Origin of the sequence: Pseudomonas sp. PvP089, from assembly GCF_017875165.1 — a bacterium.
Taxonomy (GTDB): domain Bacteria; phylum Pseudomonadota; class Gammaproteobacteria; order Pseudomonadales; family Pseudomonadaceae; genus Aquipseudomonas; species Aquipseudomonas fortuita.
On sequence record NZ_JAGGME010000001.1, the window covers coordinates 1,127,667 to 1,143,596 of the forward strand.

The following is a 15,930-nucleotide window of genomic DNA, read 5'->3' on the forward strand; positions in this document are numbered from 1 at the left end:
GGCATGCCCGCTCCCACAGGTGCCGCCCCCACAATGGGGCTCAATTCATTTTTTGCTCTCTGCGTTCGGGTCGTAGACCCGGGTCAGGTCGCCGCCCAGCCGGAAGCTGTTGAACGGCTGCATGTGCTGCTTGCGATCAAGCGTGTCGCCGACACAGTGATAAAGCGCACACCAGGGCTCGAGCCAGGCGTACTTGCCGTCGACCTTGAGGTCGGTCATGTCCTGTTTTTCACCCGCGCGGGCCTTGAAGTGGCTGGGGTCGCGTGCACCGGCCAGTACCCCTTCGCCCAGGCGCTGCAGGGCGAAGTTGTTCTCGCTGCGCAGGTCGACGTTATTGGCCTGGGCGAAGCTGGCAATCATCGCCAGCGGCGGCAGGGCGTAGTTGTGGTAGGCCAGCGCACGCTGCTTGCGCTTGATTTCGTTGGGCAGGAAGCCCTGGTCATCCACCTGGTTGGCGCCTACCTTGTATTCCTTCACGGCCCAGTCGAACAGGTCGCGACGGTCGGTGGCGACAGCGGTCGCCATGACTGACCAGGCTGCCCAGTAGCTGTGGTTGTTGATCTTCTCCAGCGGCAGGTCGCTCCAGTCGCGCACGGTCTGCTCGGCCAGGCGGGCGAACCATTTTTCGATCAGCTCGGCCTCGGCGCGGTGCGCGGCCAAGGGCTGCGAGTTGGAGAACTTCAGGCGCAGCCACGAACCGCTCATGCTGCCCAGCGCCCATTTGCGCATCGACTTGCCGGTGTGGTTGTAGTCGGTGGACATCAACGCATCGGCGCGCGCCCAGGTACCCAGCCACGTCAGGGTGCAGTCGAGCTGCGCCGGGCGGCCGTCGCGCATGTACTGGCCAACCATCTTGCTCACGCCTTTCTCAAGGGTGGTGATGTCTTCGGTCGACTTGCGAAAGGCCTTTTCCGAGGCTGCGTTGAGCGTTGCCCGTGCCTTGTCCGAGCCTTCGTATTTGCTACGGAACTGCAGCGCACCGGTATAGGGCTTGGGCGCCGCTTCACAGCGGAAGTTACCATCGCTGGTCTTGAGTTTTTCGATCCCCTCGTAGTAACCCTGTGGGGGTACCAGCGCGGCGTGCGCGGCACCGCCAAACAGGGCCAAGGCGAGCAGGGCGGGGCTGGAAATTCGCTTGAGCATGGTCATGGGTCGCCTCACTGGCCGGCTTGCGCGGTTTGCGCAGGCACGGCGAAGTTGTTGCGTTTGCAGAGCTTGGCCTCGACCTTCTGGGTGCCGCTTTCCGGCCCCTGTACTTCGAACGCCAACAGGCTTTGGCTGGCCCAGTCTTCGTCTTCGCGCATCTGGAAGACAAAGCGGCCGCCGGTGTCGGAGGTTTCCGGTTTCTCCAGCTTGATGTCCTCGTGGCGGCCGTTGAGGTACCAGAGGGTGGCCTGCAGCACCTTCACCGACGGGTCTTCGAACTTGACGTCCATCTGCAGGTTGCGGTTGATCAGGTCTTTGATCACGCCGCCCTTGCCGTTGACCATCAGCTCGTTCTTGCCGGGCTTGAGGGTGGTGCTGGCGCTCATCAGGGCCGGGCGGTCGTCGCAGCCGTCATCGAGCAGGCCCAGGATTTGCCGCCAGATGGTTTCCTGGTCCAGGCGGTACAGCGGGGAGAATTCCCAGACCAGGATCTTCGGCGGGTTCTTCTGGAATTCCTCACTGCCCAGGTACTGGATCATCGAGCCTTCCAGGCCACCGCCGGGGAAGGCGACGTTGAGCACGTCGGCGCCGATATACTGCTCGAGGAAGCCCGAGAAGTTGTAGTTCTTGCCACTGTGGCTGGTGCCGACCAGGGTGATCTGCGCGTTGCCGCCGTCACCGAACAGGTCATCGCCGCCGCTCGAGCCTTTCGGTTCGGTGGCGAACTGGTCCATGTACTGCACGGCGTAGCTGGTGCCGCAGAGCTGGCCGGCAACGTTGTGCAGGGTGCCGGTCTTGCCCATGCGCCCGGACTTCTTGGTCTCGAATTCCTTGCGCGGGATGCCTTCGAAGGCCGGCATCTTGTGCACGGTGTCGGCCACGATTTTTGCTGCGCGCTCGGCGCCATATGGGGTCCAGTGCTGGTCGCCGCGGAAGTAGAAGTCCTTGCCCTGGTCGGCGGCGGCCAGTTGCTCGTTGGTCAGCGGCGACAGGTCGGGCACGTTGTAGCCCATGCTGGCGAAGCGCTTGAGCATCGCCTGGTAGTTGCCCAGGGCCTTCTGGTAGTCGAAGGCGGCTTTCTCGGCCGGGTTGAGCATGTTGCGGTTCACCAGGCCACGGGTCGGCTGGTACACCAGCACCAGCTCCACGCCGCGCTTCTTGAACGCGTCGTGCACCTGCTGCAGGCGCTTGTAGCCGGCCGGGGTGGTGTTGAACTCGGTGCGCAGGTCTTCGCGGGTACGGAACAGCCAGTCGCCCTTGGCCTGCACCAGCGTGGTGAAGTTCTGCTGGTAGCGAGTGGTGTAGCGGCTGGCGTCGTGCGCTTCGGGGCACAGCTGGCAGCAAGGTTCGGCGCTGAAGGTGGGGGCCTTCACTTCGTCGGCGCGCACGCCTTGGCTGATCGCCAGGAGGGCGGCGGACAGGCCCAGCAGTTTGATCAGGTGTGGGGTCATGGTCTGGGCTTCCTTAATCGATCATTTCGGTCTGGCGTTCGACCGGGTCGATCAGCACAGCTTTTTGCTGGCGCACCAGCAGGTCGAGGATTTCGTCCTGGCGCTCGCCCAGCACACCATTGAGGCTGATGCCGCTGGCCTTGCGTGGGGCGAGCATGGACACCTTGTACAGCTCGACCGACAGCGGCGAGTCGATCGACAGCGGGCCGGAGCCGTTGGCCGCCAGCTCGCCACCCACCACGATCAGCGACACCTTGGTGTCGAATGGGTCGAGGGCGATGTCGCGGTCAGTGTCGGACAGGTCCTTGATGTGGCCGTATACGCCGACCAGGCCGTTGGCCATGGCGATGTTTTCGTACAGGCGGATGTTCACGCTGTTACGCACGCGGATCCCGTGGCGGCGGTTGTTGATCAGCTTGTTGCCCCAGATCAGGTTGTCGCCGCTTTCGTACAAGGTGATGCCGTCGGTGTGGTTACGGTAGATCTCGTTGTAGGCCACCAGGTTGTTGACGCTGTTACGGTCGATCACTACGCCCGAGAGCTTGTTGTCGTAGCTCTTGTTGTTGATGATCCAGCTGTCGTTGACCTCACGCGAAACGATGATGCCGTGCTTTTTCTTGGTGCCGTGCACCGTGTTGCCGGCAATGATCAGGCGGTGCGATCGGTCGTGCGGGTCGATGCCGTAGACGATGTTGTCGCGGTAGGTACTGTCCTTGACCACGAAGTCCTGGGTCTCGTAGCAGTAGAAGCCGTACCACATGTCGCTGAACGCCGAGCCGATGATCCAGCCGGTGGGTTCCGGGCGGCCCATGCGCTTGGCCATATTGGGCGTGTACTGCGAGATGCTCACGCCATACGACTTGGACTTGGCGTAGCCGAAGCTGGCCATCTTCGTGTTGACGATGTAAGTCTCGGTACCGCCCCACGACAGCAGGAACGGTCGGAATTCCTTGGGCGAGCGGAAGGTGGCCGGGCCGTTGTCTTTTTCGCGCCAGCCGGTCACCTGGGTGTCGGTGACGAACAGCTTGCCGTCGTTGACCAGGAACGAGCCGCCCTCCTGGGACAGGCGCAGCTGTTTGACCTTGCCGTCGATCTCGAGGATACCCTTCTGCCCGACCACGATCGGCAGGCGTGCCAGGTAAACCCCTGGCTCGACCTCGCTGAGGTACTGCCTGGGTACCTGCTTGCTCAACTCGACCAGGTCGACATGGCCATCATCGACGAAGATCGCCTGCGGGATGCCGTGCTGGCGCTGCACCCACTCGGCTGCCTTGTTGTCGCCGCCGACGAACTCCTTGAGGGTGTCCTCCTGGAACATACGGCGCAGGCTGACCTTGCCTTTGTGGCGGCGGTCGATCTTCTTCTGCACCGCTTCGGCGGTGAAACCGGTCAGGTCAGGCAGCTTTGGCGGGTCCATCTGCAGCGGCTCGATCGGTGCGCTGGCCACGGTGTAGGTCTTGGCCTGCTGCAAGCCCTTGGCGATTACCTGGGGCTCTGCGGCAGCGGCCAGGCCGCTTGCCAGCAGCAAAGCGCTGGCCAACAGGCTGTGACGTAAGTGCGGGTGAAGGTTCATAACGGTCAGTCCCCTAGCGGCCTCAGAAGCGCCAGATCACATCGACGAAGGCGCGGTGCATGTACGAGTCCGCTTCCTTGCCGTAGGCGTCGCCCGGCTTGAACACACCGGCACGCAAGCGCACCAGGGCGGACGGCTCGTCGATGGCCTGGCTCATCGAAGCCGGCAGCAGGCCTTGCTTGAAGTACTTGGTCACGACCACGTCCATTTCCTGGCCAAGGTCTTTTTCGCCGTCGACCAGTTGGCGGCTGATGCCGTTGTCGTTGACGGCTGCGTTGATGCCGCTGGAGCCGATGTTCTGGTTGCCGTCGACGCGCCAGAACTTGTGGTAGATCAGGCTGGCGTCGTAATCGTCGCGCAGTTGCCAGGAGGCGAAGAGGGTGGCGGCCTGCAGGTTGCCCAGCTCGCCGCGGAAGGCTTCGCCGAAGCGGTGCACGCGCGAGCGGGTGCCGGTGAAGTTGGAGCGGTTGCTCTCAAGGCCGGTCTGCTCGAAGTTGTTCGAGCCGTCGTCACCGCCGCCGCCGCTGCCGCGGGCGTAGGCCGCGCCGACCTGCCATTGCGGGTCCAGGCGCAAGCGGATGCCGAGGTCGGTGGCCCAGGCGTTGACGTCGCCGCTCTGCGTGCCGGTGGCAACCTGGTCGTCGCCTACGGCCTGGCTGCTGAGCTTGTCGCGGTCACCGGTCAGCCAGGTGACGCTGCCCCAGTAATTGACGGTGTGGTCGTTGCGCCAGTTGTAGGCATCGCTGTTGGCTTCAAGGCCCAGCCAGGTCAGGTCGCCGGTGCGGGTCTTGTCCAGCGCATCGACGGTTTCGCCGGGGTTTTTCAGGCTGCCGCTGTCATGGGTGTGGTGGGCGCGTACGCCCACCCAGTGGCCAGGGGTCCACTGCGTAGCGACGTTGCCGTAGATGTGCGTGCGGTCCTTGTCTTCCGGGGCCAGCTCGGTCAGGTCGGTGCGGTACTCGCTGAAGCGCTGGGCCACGCCCAGGTCGGCCTTGAGCAGGGTGGTGTCGAAGGTCCAGTTGAGTGCTTCGATGTTGGTGTCGCGCCACATGCCATCGTCGCTGCGCAGGCGCTGGCGACCGAAGCGCAGTTGCTCGCCCGGGTAGGCGGTGAGGCCGCTGTAGCCCACCCAGAACTCACGCATGGCCAGGTAGCTTTTGTCTGGCTGGCGGCTGTCTTCGCCGGTGTCGGTGGTGCTGCCGTCGTCGTTCTGGCGCAAGGTGTCGGTTTCGATGGTGTCGGTGGCTGCGACCGCCTGGCCCATGGCGTAGGCGCTCCAGTTGCCCCGCTCGCCGTACACCCATGGGCGCAGGTCCAGGCCCAGGCCGTTGACGTCGCCGCCAGGCCGGGTGCCCAGGTCACGGTCGTCTTCCGACTGCCCGGTAATCTTCACGTCCAGGCCGAAGTTTTTCTCGGCGGTCATCTCCGCCAGGGTCGGGCAGGACCACAGCAGGGCGAAGCTCAGGCCGATGCCGGCTTTCACGAAGGGATTGAGCGTCATAGCGAGTCCTCACCGTCTACTTCTTTTTCGTCGTCCTGCAGGGCTTCGAGGGCCAGGGTGCTATGTGCGCCCTGCGCCATGCTGCCGCGTGCACGCTTCTCCTGGTCCAGCAGTTGCTGGGCCTGGCTGCGCTGTTCAGGTGACAGTTGCTGATCGAGCTGCTGCAGCAGTTCAGCCGATTGCGGCGTCGGGTTGGCCTGCGACAGCTGGGCGAATACCCAGGCGTTGCCGGGTTGCGGGCGAATGCCATGGCCTTCGCTGAACAGCTGAGCCAGGGCATAGTCGGCGCTGTTCTGCCCGCCACGGGCGGCGGCCAGCAGGTTGTCGACGGCCTTCTGCGGCTCGACATTGCCCAGGTAGCCGCGGCGGTACAGCTGGCCCAGGTAGTAATGGGCGCTGATTTCACCGGCATCGGCCGCCGCTTGCAGGTGCTGCTCGGCTTTTTTGGCGTCGGCTGGCAGGGTTTTACCTTCGTAGTACAGGCGGCCCAGCAACAGTTCGGCGCGTGGTTGTTCGGCCTTGCGGCCCTTGTCGATGTAGGCCAGCAACTGGTCGGTGTCGCCCAGTTCGGGGAAGTCGTACAGCAGTTGCGCCAGGCTGACCCAGGATGCCGGATTGGCTGGGGCCACCTGCTCAAGCAGGTCCTTGGCGGTGTTCTCATCGGTCTGGCCGAGGCTGCGATCGGCCAGGACCCGGGCCACGCTGTCGACCCGGGTGGCCGGCACTGCGCCACGGGCGTAGGCAGCTTTCAGCTGGGCGAGCAGGGCGGCTTGCTGATCGGCCTGAGCGCGCTTCTGGTACACCGTGGCCAGTTCGACGTAGCAGATGTCGGTGGTGTTCAGTGCGGCCTTGCACATTTTCTCCACCTCGCCCAGGTGCTGGTCGTAGGTGCCCTGGGTACGGTACAGCAGCACCTGGGCCAAGCCCGCTTCCGGGTTGCCGGCGGTGCGCCACTGGTCGATCTGCTGCTGCGCGTTGACCGTTGGGAAGCTCTGCGGATAGCTGAGGTAAAGCATTGCCAGCGGGATCAGGGTATTGCTTTCGCCCTGTTTCGCCGCCTGCCTGAGCAGGGTTTCGGCTTCCTCGCGCTCGGCCTGGGTGCTGTCAGGCTTGGCCACCAGCAGGCGGCCCAGACGCGCCTGGGCACGGGGCGAGGTAGCGGCTGCGGCGCGGTAAGTGGCCTCGGCTTCCTTGATTTGCGACGGGTCGCGGGTGGCCACCTTGATGTCCGCCAGGCCCACTTGCGCATCGCTGTAGCCCAGGTCGGCCAGGGCCTTGTAGTTGCGCTCGGCCAGTGCCGTGTCGCCGCGTTTCATGGCTTCGTTGGCCAGGCGCTGGTCAGGCAGGCCTGCACAGCCGGCCAGGGTGATGGCGGCTGCCAGGGCACACAGGCCCAGGCTTGCGCTCTTCTTGCAGGGCTTCATGCGGTGATCCTCTTACAGGCCACGGGCCACGGCTTTGTCTACAAGCCAGTTCAGCGACGGGCCACGGTCGCTGTTGACCGCTGCCGGGCGGCCGGCGAGTTCGGCAGGCATGCCACTGTCAGGCTTGATCTGCACGCGGATGTCGGAGGACAAGTCTTCGCTGTTCAGGCTGGTGCTGCTGACGATCTGGCCAGTGCGCACTTCGTCTTCGCCGGCGACCTGGAAGTTGACCTGGGTACCTGGCTTGACCTCGTCGAACTGGCGGTAGCTGAAGCGGGCCTCGACCATCGGCGTGGTGGTGCGCGGAATCAGCTGGAAGATCGGCTGGCCCTTGGCTGCGTACTGCCCGTCGTCCACCAGTTGGCGGGCAACCACGCAATCGCAGGGGCTGGTGAGGGTGCCAGACAGCTGCTTGCCGAACAGTTCCTCGATCTTCGCCGGCTCCAGTTGCGCGTCGTCCAGGTTGCCCTTGAGCATGTCCAGCATGCTGGTGGTGAAGCTGGCCAGTGGTGCGCCCTTGGCAATCTGGCCACCGCTGTCGACCAGGCTGCTCACGGTGCCGTCGCGCGGCATGGTGACGGTGGTGGTCGGTACCGCGACCACACCGGCTTCGGCGTGGCTGACGAAGTACATGCCGTACAGCGACTTGGCGACAAAGCCGAAAGCCGCGACGCCGACCACGAATACGCCGAGGGTGACGGTGACTGCCTTGAGTCGGCCGAAGGCGCTCAGGCCCGACCCACCGTCTTTCTGCTTGCGTGCCTTGGTGAAATTGTCGCGCTGCAAGGTGCTCAGCACATCGCCGATGCTGATCAGCTCGCCCGACAGGTGGCTGGTGATGATGTGCCGCAAGGTAGCGATGTCGCGTGGTTCAAGGTTCTGGAACTGCGCACCGGTCCGGCCATTGTCCGGGTTGTACGAGCGCACCTGGAACTCGATGTCGATCGACAGGCCCAGGTTGTCGACCACGAACTGCAGGCGCCCGCGCAGTACTTCGCCCACCGACAGTTGCTGCTTGGTGTGGAAGCTCAGGCCACCGGCGGAAAGGTCGTCGACCTTCACTTCATGGGTTTGGCGCTGGGCGTCCAGGAAACGCAGCTTGGCGGGAATGCGCACCCGGGCGTGTTGGCGCTGGGCTTCGGACTCATGCACGACATTGACGTTCACGGCGGTATTCATGGGGGTTTGTTCCTGTTAGATCCGATCCGGGTTGGGCTCACACGACCATGAACAGCACAGCAACGAAGATGCTGGCAGCCGAGAAGGTCATGGTCCGCGAGGACCAGGTGTTGAACCATTGTTGAAAGCTGGCGAGGTCACGCTTGAGGGCAGTGGGCTGACGCGTCCACGACTGCTTGTCGAGGCGGAAGAACACGTAGATCTTCATCAGCGCGCCGATGATCTGGTTGTAATAGAGAATCAGCGGGTAGGCCGGGCCTACGTTGTGGCCGGAGCACAGCAGCATGATGGTGAGGATCAGGCGGGTGATGCCGATCCACAGCAGGTACACCAGCAGGAAGGCCAGGCCGAACTTGAGGCTGGCGATCACCGCCACCGTCAGCCCTAGCAGGCTGGTCCACATCGACACGCGCTGGTCGAACAGCACGATGCTGGTGAACAGCCCCAGGCGGCGCAGGCCCAGGCCCAATGCACGGGAGTTCTGCCGCAGGTTGTTGCCGTACCAGCGGTACATCAGCTTGCGGCTGGCCTTGAAGAAGCTCTTTTCTGGTGGGTGCTCGACCGTGTTGATGGCAGCGTCCGGCACGTAGAAGGTGTCGTAGCCCAGGCGCATCAGGCTGAACCAGCTGGATTTGTCGTCACCGGTAAGGAACTTGAAGCGGCCCAGGCGCCAGTGCATCAGCGAGTCGCTTTCAACGTCGGCGATGAACTCAGGGTTGGTCACCACGCTTGCGCGGAACATCGACATGCGCCCGGTCATGGTCAGCACGCGCTTGGACAGGGCCATGGAGCACATGTTGATGTGGCGCTGGGCGAAGCGCAGCTTGTGCCACTCGCTCATGATGTAGCCGCCGCGCACTTCGCAGAACTCGTTGGTGGTCAGGCCGCCGACGTTGGGGAACAGCTTGAACCACGGCACGGTCTTGCGTACCACACCATCGGCCAGCACGGTGTCGCCGTCGATCACGGCCACCACGGCGTTTTCGTCCGGCAGCATGCGCGAGATGGCGCGGAAGCCGTAGGCCAGGCCATCGCGTTTGCCGGTACCGGCAATGCGCACGATGTCCAGCTTCACATGGGCCGGCGGGTTGTACTTGGCCCACAGGCTTTTCACCAGCAGTTCATCGGACATCTCCACCAGCGAGCAGACCACGGTGGTAGGGAAGCCACAGTTGATCGCCTCGCGAATCACCGAGCTGTAAACCTGGGCCGTGGTCAGTGCCTCGATACGGAAGCTGGTCACCATCAGGTAGACATGCGATGGGTCGGTGGCATCGCCCATTTTCTGCACCTTGCGGCGCAGGTACGGGTACACGCCGTAAAGAAAGATCATGCCGCGGATGAAATGGGTGGCGCCCATGGAATAGCGCCAGATGCCGACTGCGCCGACCAGGAAGATGAAGTGCTTCGATTGCGAGTCGAAGATATCGGCTGGCAGGGCCAGGGCGATCAGCATGAGCAGGCTCATGTAGAGCAGCCACCCGGCGCACTGCAACAGCACGGTCTGGAGCCTTTGCATGTTCAGCATCCGTCGAGAATTCGGGAAAGGGTGGGCGACGCAGGCTCGGCCGCGTCGCCCGGCCGAGGGCTTACCAGCAGATGCCTTCGGTACGGCTGGTGGTGCTGCTCGGTTTGCTCATGAAGCCGACCAGGTCGATCACCTGCTTGCCGGCTGGCGCTTGCTGGGCCAGCGTGCGGAACTGCTCGTCACGGTTGCCCAGGACGATGATGTCGGCGTTGTCGATCACCTGCTGGAGGTCGGCATTGAGCAGCGACGACACGTGCGGGATCTTCGACTCGATGTAGTCCTTGTTGGCGCCATGCATGCGGGCGTACTGAACGTTCTCGTCAAAGATGTCCAACTGGTAGCCCTTGCCGATCAGGCGCTCGGCCAGTTCTACCAGCGGGCTTTCGCGCAGGTCATCGGTACCGGCCTTGAAGCTCAGGCCAAGCAGGGCGACCTTGCGCTTGTCGTGGGCTTCGATCAGTTCGAAGGCGTTTTGCACCTGCGATTCGTTGCTGCGCATCAGCGAGTCGAGCAGCGGGGCGCGCACGTCCAGGCTGGCGGCACGGTAGGTGAGGGCGCGCACGTCCTTGGGCAGGCATGAGCCGCCGAAGGCAAAGCCTGGGCGCATGTAGTACTGGGACAGGTTCAGTACCGTGTCCTGGCAGACCACGTCCATCACTTCACGCCCATCAACGCCTACCGCTTTGGCGATGTTGCCGATTTCGTTGGCGAAGGTGACTTTGGTGGCGTGCCACACGTTGCAGGTGTACTTGATCATCTCGGCCACTTCGATCGGCTTGCGGATGACCGGGGCGTCGAGTTCTTCGTACAGGGCTTGCAGGATGTCGCCACTGGCGCTGTCCAGTTCGCCGATGACGGTCATCGGGGGCTGGTCGTAGTCCTTGATCGCGGTGCTTTCACGCAGGAATTCCGGGTTTACCGCGACGCCGAAGTCGACGCCGGCTTGTTTGCCCGAGCAGTCTTCGAGGATCGGGATGACCACGTTCTTGACGGTACCCGGCAGCACGGTGCTGCGCACCACGATGGTGTGACGGCGGGTGGTGTCACGCAGTACGTAGCCGATCTCACGGCATACCGACTCAATGTACTCCAGGCCCAGGTCGCCGTTCTTCTTGCTGGGCGTACCCACGCAGATCATCGAAACGTCGCTGGCGCGGATGGCTTCGGCGAAGTCGGTAGTGCCGCGCAGACGGCCATTGGCGATGCCCTGTTGCAGCAGTGCTTCCAGGCCAGGTTCGACGATGGGCGACTTGCCCTGGTTGATCAGGTCAATCTTGGTGCTGGACACGTCCACACCGATCACTTCATGGCCACGCGCCGTCAGGCAGCCTGCACAGACTGCACCCACATAACCCAAACCAAAGATGCTGATACGCATCGCTATCACCTCATGTGTTTATCACGCCGACACCTCCGCAGAGAGTCGGGCTGGGTTGATTAACAACAGTTTTTCAGGCGCACGGATTCATGGCGAATGCACACTTGGCCGAGCGCAGGCAAAATAAATCCGGAGCGCACAAACTTATGCACTTAAAGTTGGCAGTCAAAAGCCATTAATAAAAAACGTGCCCTGGCATGCAGCCGTCTTTATTGCAATGCGCTACTTGGCACACTGCTGTGCTTGTTTTTTCAAGTGGATAAATCCTTTGAAATCAACCACTAGGACGATTTGTAAGGGACGCTTCTCTCCTGCATGGGCAAGGTTTTCGGGGGACCCCGTGCAACCTGTTGAAGTTACCAAGGCAGTGAGTAGATATCTGCCTCTGTCACCTGTAAGTCATCTCTCACAGCCCGTAGGCAGGAAAATCGTTACGGCACTATGAGCGATCTGCCGCATAAGAAGTTCCTGAGTGGGTTTCGACCGGATGAAAGATTTCTAAATATTTATTCAGCTGTCGGCAGTTTCAATTTGATAGCACGCGGGTAGTTCACCCCCGTGTATAAAGGGTGAAACTGTAACGGGATATTTTTATGCCAGCATCCGAAAAAAATTTTCAGAATTCGTCAAAAAAGGTATGAACGGTCTTATGGCGTTTTGCGATAAAGGTAGGGGTGATGTTTTTCTGGCGCCGAAATCGTGACGTGATGGCGATTTGCATCGAGCCCCAAATCAGGGCGGAGGGGAGGTTTAATGGCAGCAGGCTCTTCGCGGCCAAGGCCTGCTGCCAACTGGGGCGCGCTGAGCTCCCGGCCCGCGCAATCCCTGTGGCAGCGGCTTTAGCTGCGAAGAGGGCGTCACAGGATCAATCCGAGGGATGATCCCGCAAAAACACCAGATGATCAGCCTTTGACTGCTCGGCACTGTAGTAGTACCCCTGCACATCGAACTGCTTGAGCTGTTCCGGGTCGCTGATGCGCTGCTGGATAACGAAGCGGCTCATCATGCCGCGAGCTTTCTTGGCGTAAAAGCTGATGATCTTGTACTGACCGTTCTTCAAGTCCTTGAAGTCGACATTGATCACTCGGGCCTTCAGTGCGCTGCGTTTCACTGCACTGAAGTACTCGTTGCTGGCCAGGTTCAGCAGCACGTCATCGCCTTGTTCGGCCAGGGCCTGGTTCAGCCATTCACTGATGCGTGTGCCCCAGAAGGCATACAAGTCCGTGCCGCGGGCGTTGGCCAGCTTGGTGCCCATTTCCAGGCGATAGGGTTGCATCAGGTCCAGCGGACGCAGCAGGCCGTACAGACCCGAAAGCATGCGCAGGTGGTCTTGCGCGTAGCTGAAGTCGTCCTCGCCCAGGCTCTCTGCGTCGAGGCCGGTGTACACATCACCCTTGAACGCCAGCAGTGCCTGCTTGGCATTGGCCGGGGTGAAGTCCGGGGTCCAGCTGCCGAAGCGGGCGGCGTTCAGGCCCGCGAGCTTGTCGGACAGGTGCATCAGTTCGCTGATCTGCGCAGGCGACAGCTCGCGCAGCTGCTGGATCAGTACCTGTGAGTCGTCCAGGTACTGGGGCAGGGTGAAACGTTCGGTCACAGGCTTGGTGTCGTAGTCGAGGGTCTTGGCGGGTGAAATCACCGTCAGCATCGGGTCGGCTCCTGGCATCGTTGACCCAAGATTCTACGGGCTGGGCGGTGCAAGTCCAAACTATGGCGACGATAGTCACAGACCATGGCCGGCGCAGGCGCTATAGTTCGCGTTTTGTCGATGCGGAGCCCTCCACCGTGCGCATTGCCTTTGCCTTGCTGGCCGCGCTGCTGAGCCTTGCCGTGCAAGCCGCCCCTTCACCCCAGGTAAGCCTGGATCGCAGCCTGTGGCCCGAGCAACTGAACAGCCCGGCGCTGTTCGATGTGGCTTCGCGGGCCGAAATCCTCTCGTTTGCGCAGGTACTGCATGAAAGCGAGTTGCTGGACGACGCGGCGCTGGCGGCGCGGCTAGGCTTGCGGCAGATCAACCTGCAAAAGGTGCGTCTTGTGCGCGCGCGCCTGTGGCAGCGCCTGTGGCAGGGGTATGAGCAGGCGCAGCGCAGCTGCGAGCAGGATGCCTCATTCTGCTACCCGGTAACTTCAATGGCAGATTTACGTACGCAGGCAGCAACGTTCGCGGCCGATGTCGGCACGTTCTATACAAACTGGATTGAGCCGAGCCACCAGTTCCACGTGCGTTACCTGGACGAGCAGCTGCGCAAGGCCGCCTTGCTGCCGCAGACCAGCAGCGAGGTGGAGCGGCTGTCTGCGCGGGAGCGCACTGGCGATGAACTGAACGACCGTATGTTCTTGCTGACCTTTGTCGGCGGACCAGGGCCAGAGGGTGGTAACACCGATCTGCTTGCCGACTACCTGCGCCGGCAAAAGCTTCAAGCTACATTCTTCGTGCTGGGCAACCGCTTGCAGCAACGTCGTGACGCCGGGGCGGCAAATGCCTTGCGCCAGCTCTACCGCGGGCAGTGTGTAGGCATCCAAGGCTGGGAATACCGTTCCCATGCCCAATGGACGGGCTGGCAGGACTCGCTGCGGCGTAGCCAGGCACGGGTGCAGGCTGACCTGCCGGCACAGTACGTGCCGTTGTTCCGGCCACCATATGGGCAGCGCCGGGCCGATGGCGAGGCGTTCATGGCCCGCCAGCAACTGCGCGTGTCGTTGTGGGATATCGATGCCCTGGACGATGGCGCGCTGAGCGCAGAGGCCTCTGCGCAGCGGGTGCTGACCCTGATGCTGTTGTGGCGCAAGGGCGTGATCCAGCTCCATGACAGCCTGCCCAAGGCTCAGCCAGCGGTAGAGTGGTTGCTGCGAAATACTGCCCAGAGCGGCATCGGCTGGGCGGATTGCCGGGAATATGCTTATGGCGAACAGGGGTATGACTTCTGAGCGTAGCCCCCTCTGGCGCTGTCGCCAAGGCCTCTTCGTCAATCGGAAAAATAAAGTTCAAAAACACGTAAAAATGCTTTTTACGGTCATGGTTTTTGCGGTATGAAGAAACCAGACAGCCGATTCCTGCAGCACAGGTGGCGTCATCCAGGCCCACCTAGCCAGGTTCGCTTCCCGCCCGTAACAACGCGGATACGGGGAGAACGGTAGTCACTTTGCGGCGCAACAGACCGTGCCGTATGGCTTCGACATAAGGTGACCGAGTATGGATGACCAAGGACGCAACCCTTCCTCCAGCAAGCCAATCCTGTATGTGCTCGATACCAACGTCCTGATTCACGACCCCAACGCATTACTCAACTTCGAGGAGCACCACGTCGCCATTCCGATGACGGTGCTGGAGGAACTCGACAAGCTCAAGACCGGCAAACAGACCATCGCCGCCGAATGCCGCCAGGCCATCCGCCTGATCGACCAGACCCTCGGCGACGCCTCGCCCAACGATGTCGAGCAGGGCGTACCGATCCAGCGCAACAAGAGCGGGCCCAAGGGGTTCCTGTCCATCCTGATGACCCCGCGCAACGAGCCGAACAAGCTGCTGCCGGAAACCCTCAACGACAACATCATCATCAACCAGCTGCTCGAAGTACGGGCGCGGCGCACCGACCTGGACGTGGTGCTGGTCACCAAAGACATCAACATGCGCCTCAAGGCGCGCGCCTGTGGCATTGCGGCCGAGGATTACAGCACCGACCAGCTGGTCGACGACGTGTCCTTGTTGTCCAAGGGCTACCATTCGGTCACCGGTTCGTTCTGGGACCGCGTCAGCAAGGTCGATACCCGCCAGGAGCGCGGCCGCACCTGGCATCGGGTGCAGATGATCGACAACCTGCCTGCGGTGCACATCAACGAGTTCATTATCGATGAGCAGGGCTTTGTCGGCTGGATCAAGGGTATCCGCAACGATGAGCTGCTGTTGCTCGACCTGCACCAGGAGCCACTGCTGCACCAGGAAGCCTGGGGGCTGAAGCCTCGTGACATCCACCAGAGCCTGGCACTGTTTGCCCTGCTCGACCCGGATATCCACCTGGTCAACCTGACCGGCGCAGCCGGGTCCGGCAAAACCATTCTGGCCCTGGCCGCAGCCATCGAGCAGACCATGGTCAGCAAGCGCTACCGGCGCATCATCGCTACCCGCAGCGTGCAGGGGCTGGACCAGGAGATCGGCTTCCTGCCGGGTACCGAGGCCGAGAAGATGGAGCCGTGGCTGGGCGCCATCACCGATAACCTCGAAGCTTTGCACATGGATGACGAAAGCACCCATGGCAGCGTGGAGTACATCCTCGAGCGCGTGCCACTGCAGTTCAAGTCGCTGAACTACATCCGAGGCCGTAGCTTCCAGCAGAGCCTGATCCTGATCGACGAGTGCCAGAACCTGACGCCGCACCAGATGAAAACCATCATCACCCGTGCCGGCTCCGGGTCCAAGGTGGTCTGCCTGGGTAACCTGGCGCAGATCGACACCCCCTACCTGTCCGCGACCAGCTCGGGCCTGACCTACCTGACCGAGCGCTTCAAGGACTTCCCCCACGGCGTGCACATCACCCTGCAGGGCGTGCCCCGCTCGGTGCTGGCCGAGTACGCCGAGTCGCATCTGTAACCGTCACCGCCGGGCGGTTAGCCGCCCGGCCTTCCCTTGCAGGAGCAGCCTTGTCCTGCGAAGAGGCCATTACACGCAGGGCTATTTTCCAGTCATGCTGGCCCTTTCGCAGCACAAGGCTGCTCCTACAGGTGATGTGCATGCCTCATACCTCTGCTCAAACCT

Annotated in this window: 11 protein-coding genes; 2 read left to right on the forward strand and 9 right to left on the reverse strand. The window is 62.3% G+C overall.

What is annotated here, in order from left to right:
- Window positions 1–45 precede the first annotated feature (45 nt).
- The 9 genes from J3A71_RS05180 to yaaA all read right to left on the reverse strand — a co-directional run bounded on the left by J3A71_RS05180 (window position 46) and on the right by yaaA (window position 12,825).
- On the reverse strand, window positions 46–1,149 hold the full coding sequence (locus tag J3A71_RS05180) for a mannuronate-specific alginate lyase (RefSeq protein WP_016489016.1): 1,104 nt from the start codon (window positions 1,147–1,149) through the stop codon (window positions 46–48).
- Between the two features lie 8 nt (window positions 1,150–1,157).
- Window positions 1,158–2,597, reverse strand: a complete 1,440-nt coding sequence (locus tag J3A71_RS05185; RefSeq protein ID WP_209952697.1) for an alginate O-acetyltransferase — start codon at window positions 2,595–2,597, stop codon at window positions 1,158–1,160.
- 13 nt (window positions 2,598–2,610) lie between these two features.
- Complete coding sequence (gene algG / locus J3A71_RS05190) at window positions 2,611–4,170, reverse strand: mannuronan 5-epimerase AlgG (RefSeq protein WP_060517450.1); 1,560 nt, start codon at window positions 4,168–4,170, stop codon at window positions 2,611–2,613.
- A gap of 22 nt (window positions 4,171–4,192) precedes the next feature.
- A complete protein-coding gene (locus J3A71_RS05195) occupies window positions 4,193–5,671 on the reverse strand; it encodes an alginate export family protein (RefSeq protein WP_060517452.1) in 1,479 nt (492 codons plus the stop codon).
- Complete coding sequence (gene algK, locus J3A71_RS05200) at window positions 5,668–7,095, reverse strand: alginate biosynthesis TPR repeat lipoprotein AlgK (RefSeq protein ID WP_096426734.1); 1,428 nt, start codon at window positions 7,093–7,095, stop codon at window positions 5,668–5,670. The genes J3A71_RS05195 and algK overlap by 4 nt, the downstream gene beginning before the upstream one ends.
- Before the next feature lie 12 nt (window positions 7,096–7,107).
- Entirely contained in the window at window positions 7,108–8,274 is a 1,167-nt protein-coding gene (locus tag J3A71_RS05205; protein WP_023047937.1) for an alginate biosynthesis protein Alg44, read from the reverse strand.
- 37 nt (window positions 8,275–8,311) lie between these two features.
- Window positions 8,312–9,793 (reverse strand): glycosyltransferase family 2 protein, encoded by a 1,482-nt coding sequence (locus J3A71_RS05210; protein ID WP_033731751.1) that lies wholly within the window; start codon window positions 9,791–9,793, stop codon window positions 8,312–8,314.
- A 70-nt stretch (window positions 9,794–9,863) separates the two neighbouring features.
- Window positions 9,864–11,180, reverse strand: a complete 1,317-nt coding sequence (locus J3A71_RS05215) for a UDP-glucose/GDP-mannose dehydrogenase family protein (RefSeq protein WP_023047936.1) — start codon at window positions 11,178–11,180, stop codon at window positions 9,864–9,866.
- Between the two features lie 865 nt (window positions 11,181–12,045).
- Window positions 12,046–12,825 (reverse strand): peroxide stress protein YaaA, encoded by a 780-nt coding sequence (gene yaaA / locus J3A71_RS05220; protein ID WP_096426733.1) that lies wholly within the window; start codon window positions 12,823–12,825, stop codon window positions 12,046–12,048.
- A 137-nt stretch (window positions 12,826–12,962) separates the two neighbouring features.
- Between yaaA and J3A71_RS05225 the strand changes: the two genes are divergently transcribed.
- On the forward strand, window positions 12,963–14,105 hold the full coding sequence (locus tag J3A71_RS05225) for a polysaccharide deacetylase family protein (protein WP_096426732.1): 1,143 nt from the start codon (window positions 12,963–12,965) through the stop codon (window positions 14,103–14,105).
- A gap of 265 nt (window positions 14,106–14,370) precedes the next feature.
- Window positions 14,371–15,765 carry a PhoH family protein gene (locus J3A71_RS05230; RefSeq protein WP_016489005.1) on the forward strand — a complete coding sequence of 465 codons (1,395 nt, stop codon included), beginning with the start codon at window positions 14,371–14,373 and terminating at the stop codon, window positions 15,763–15,765.
- Window positions 15,766–15,930 lie beyond the last annotated feature (165 nt).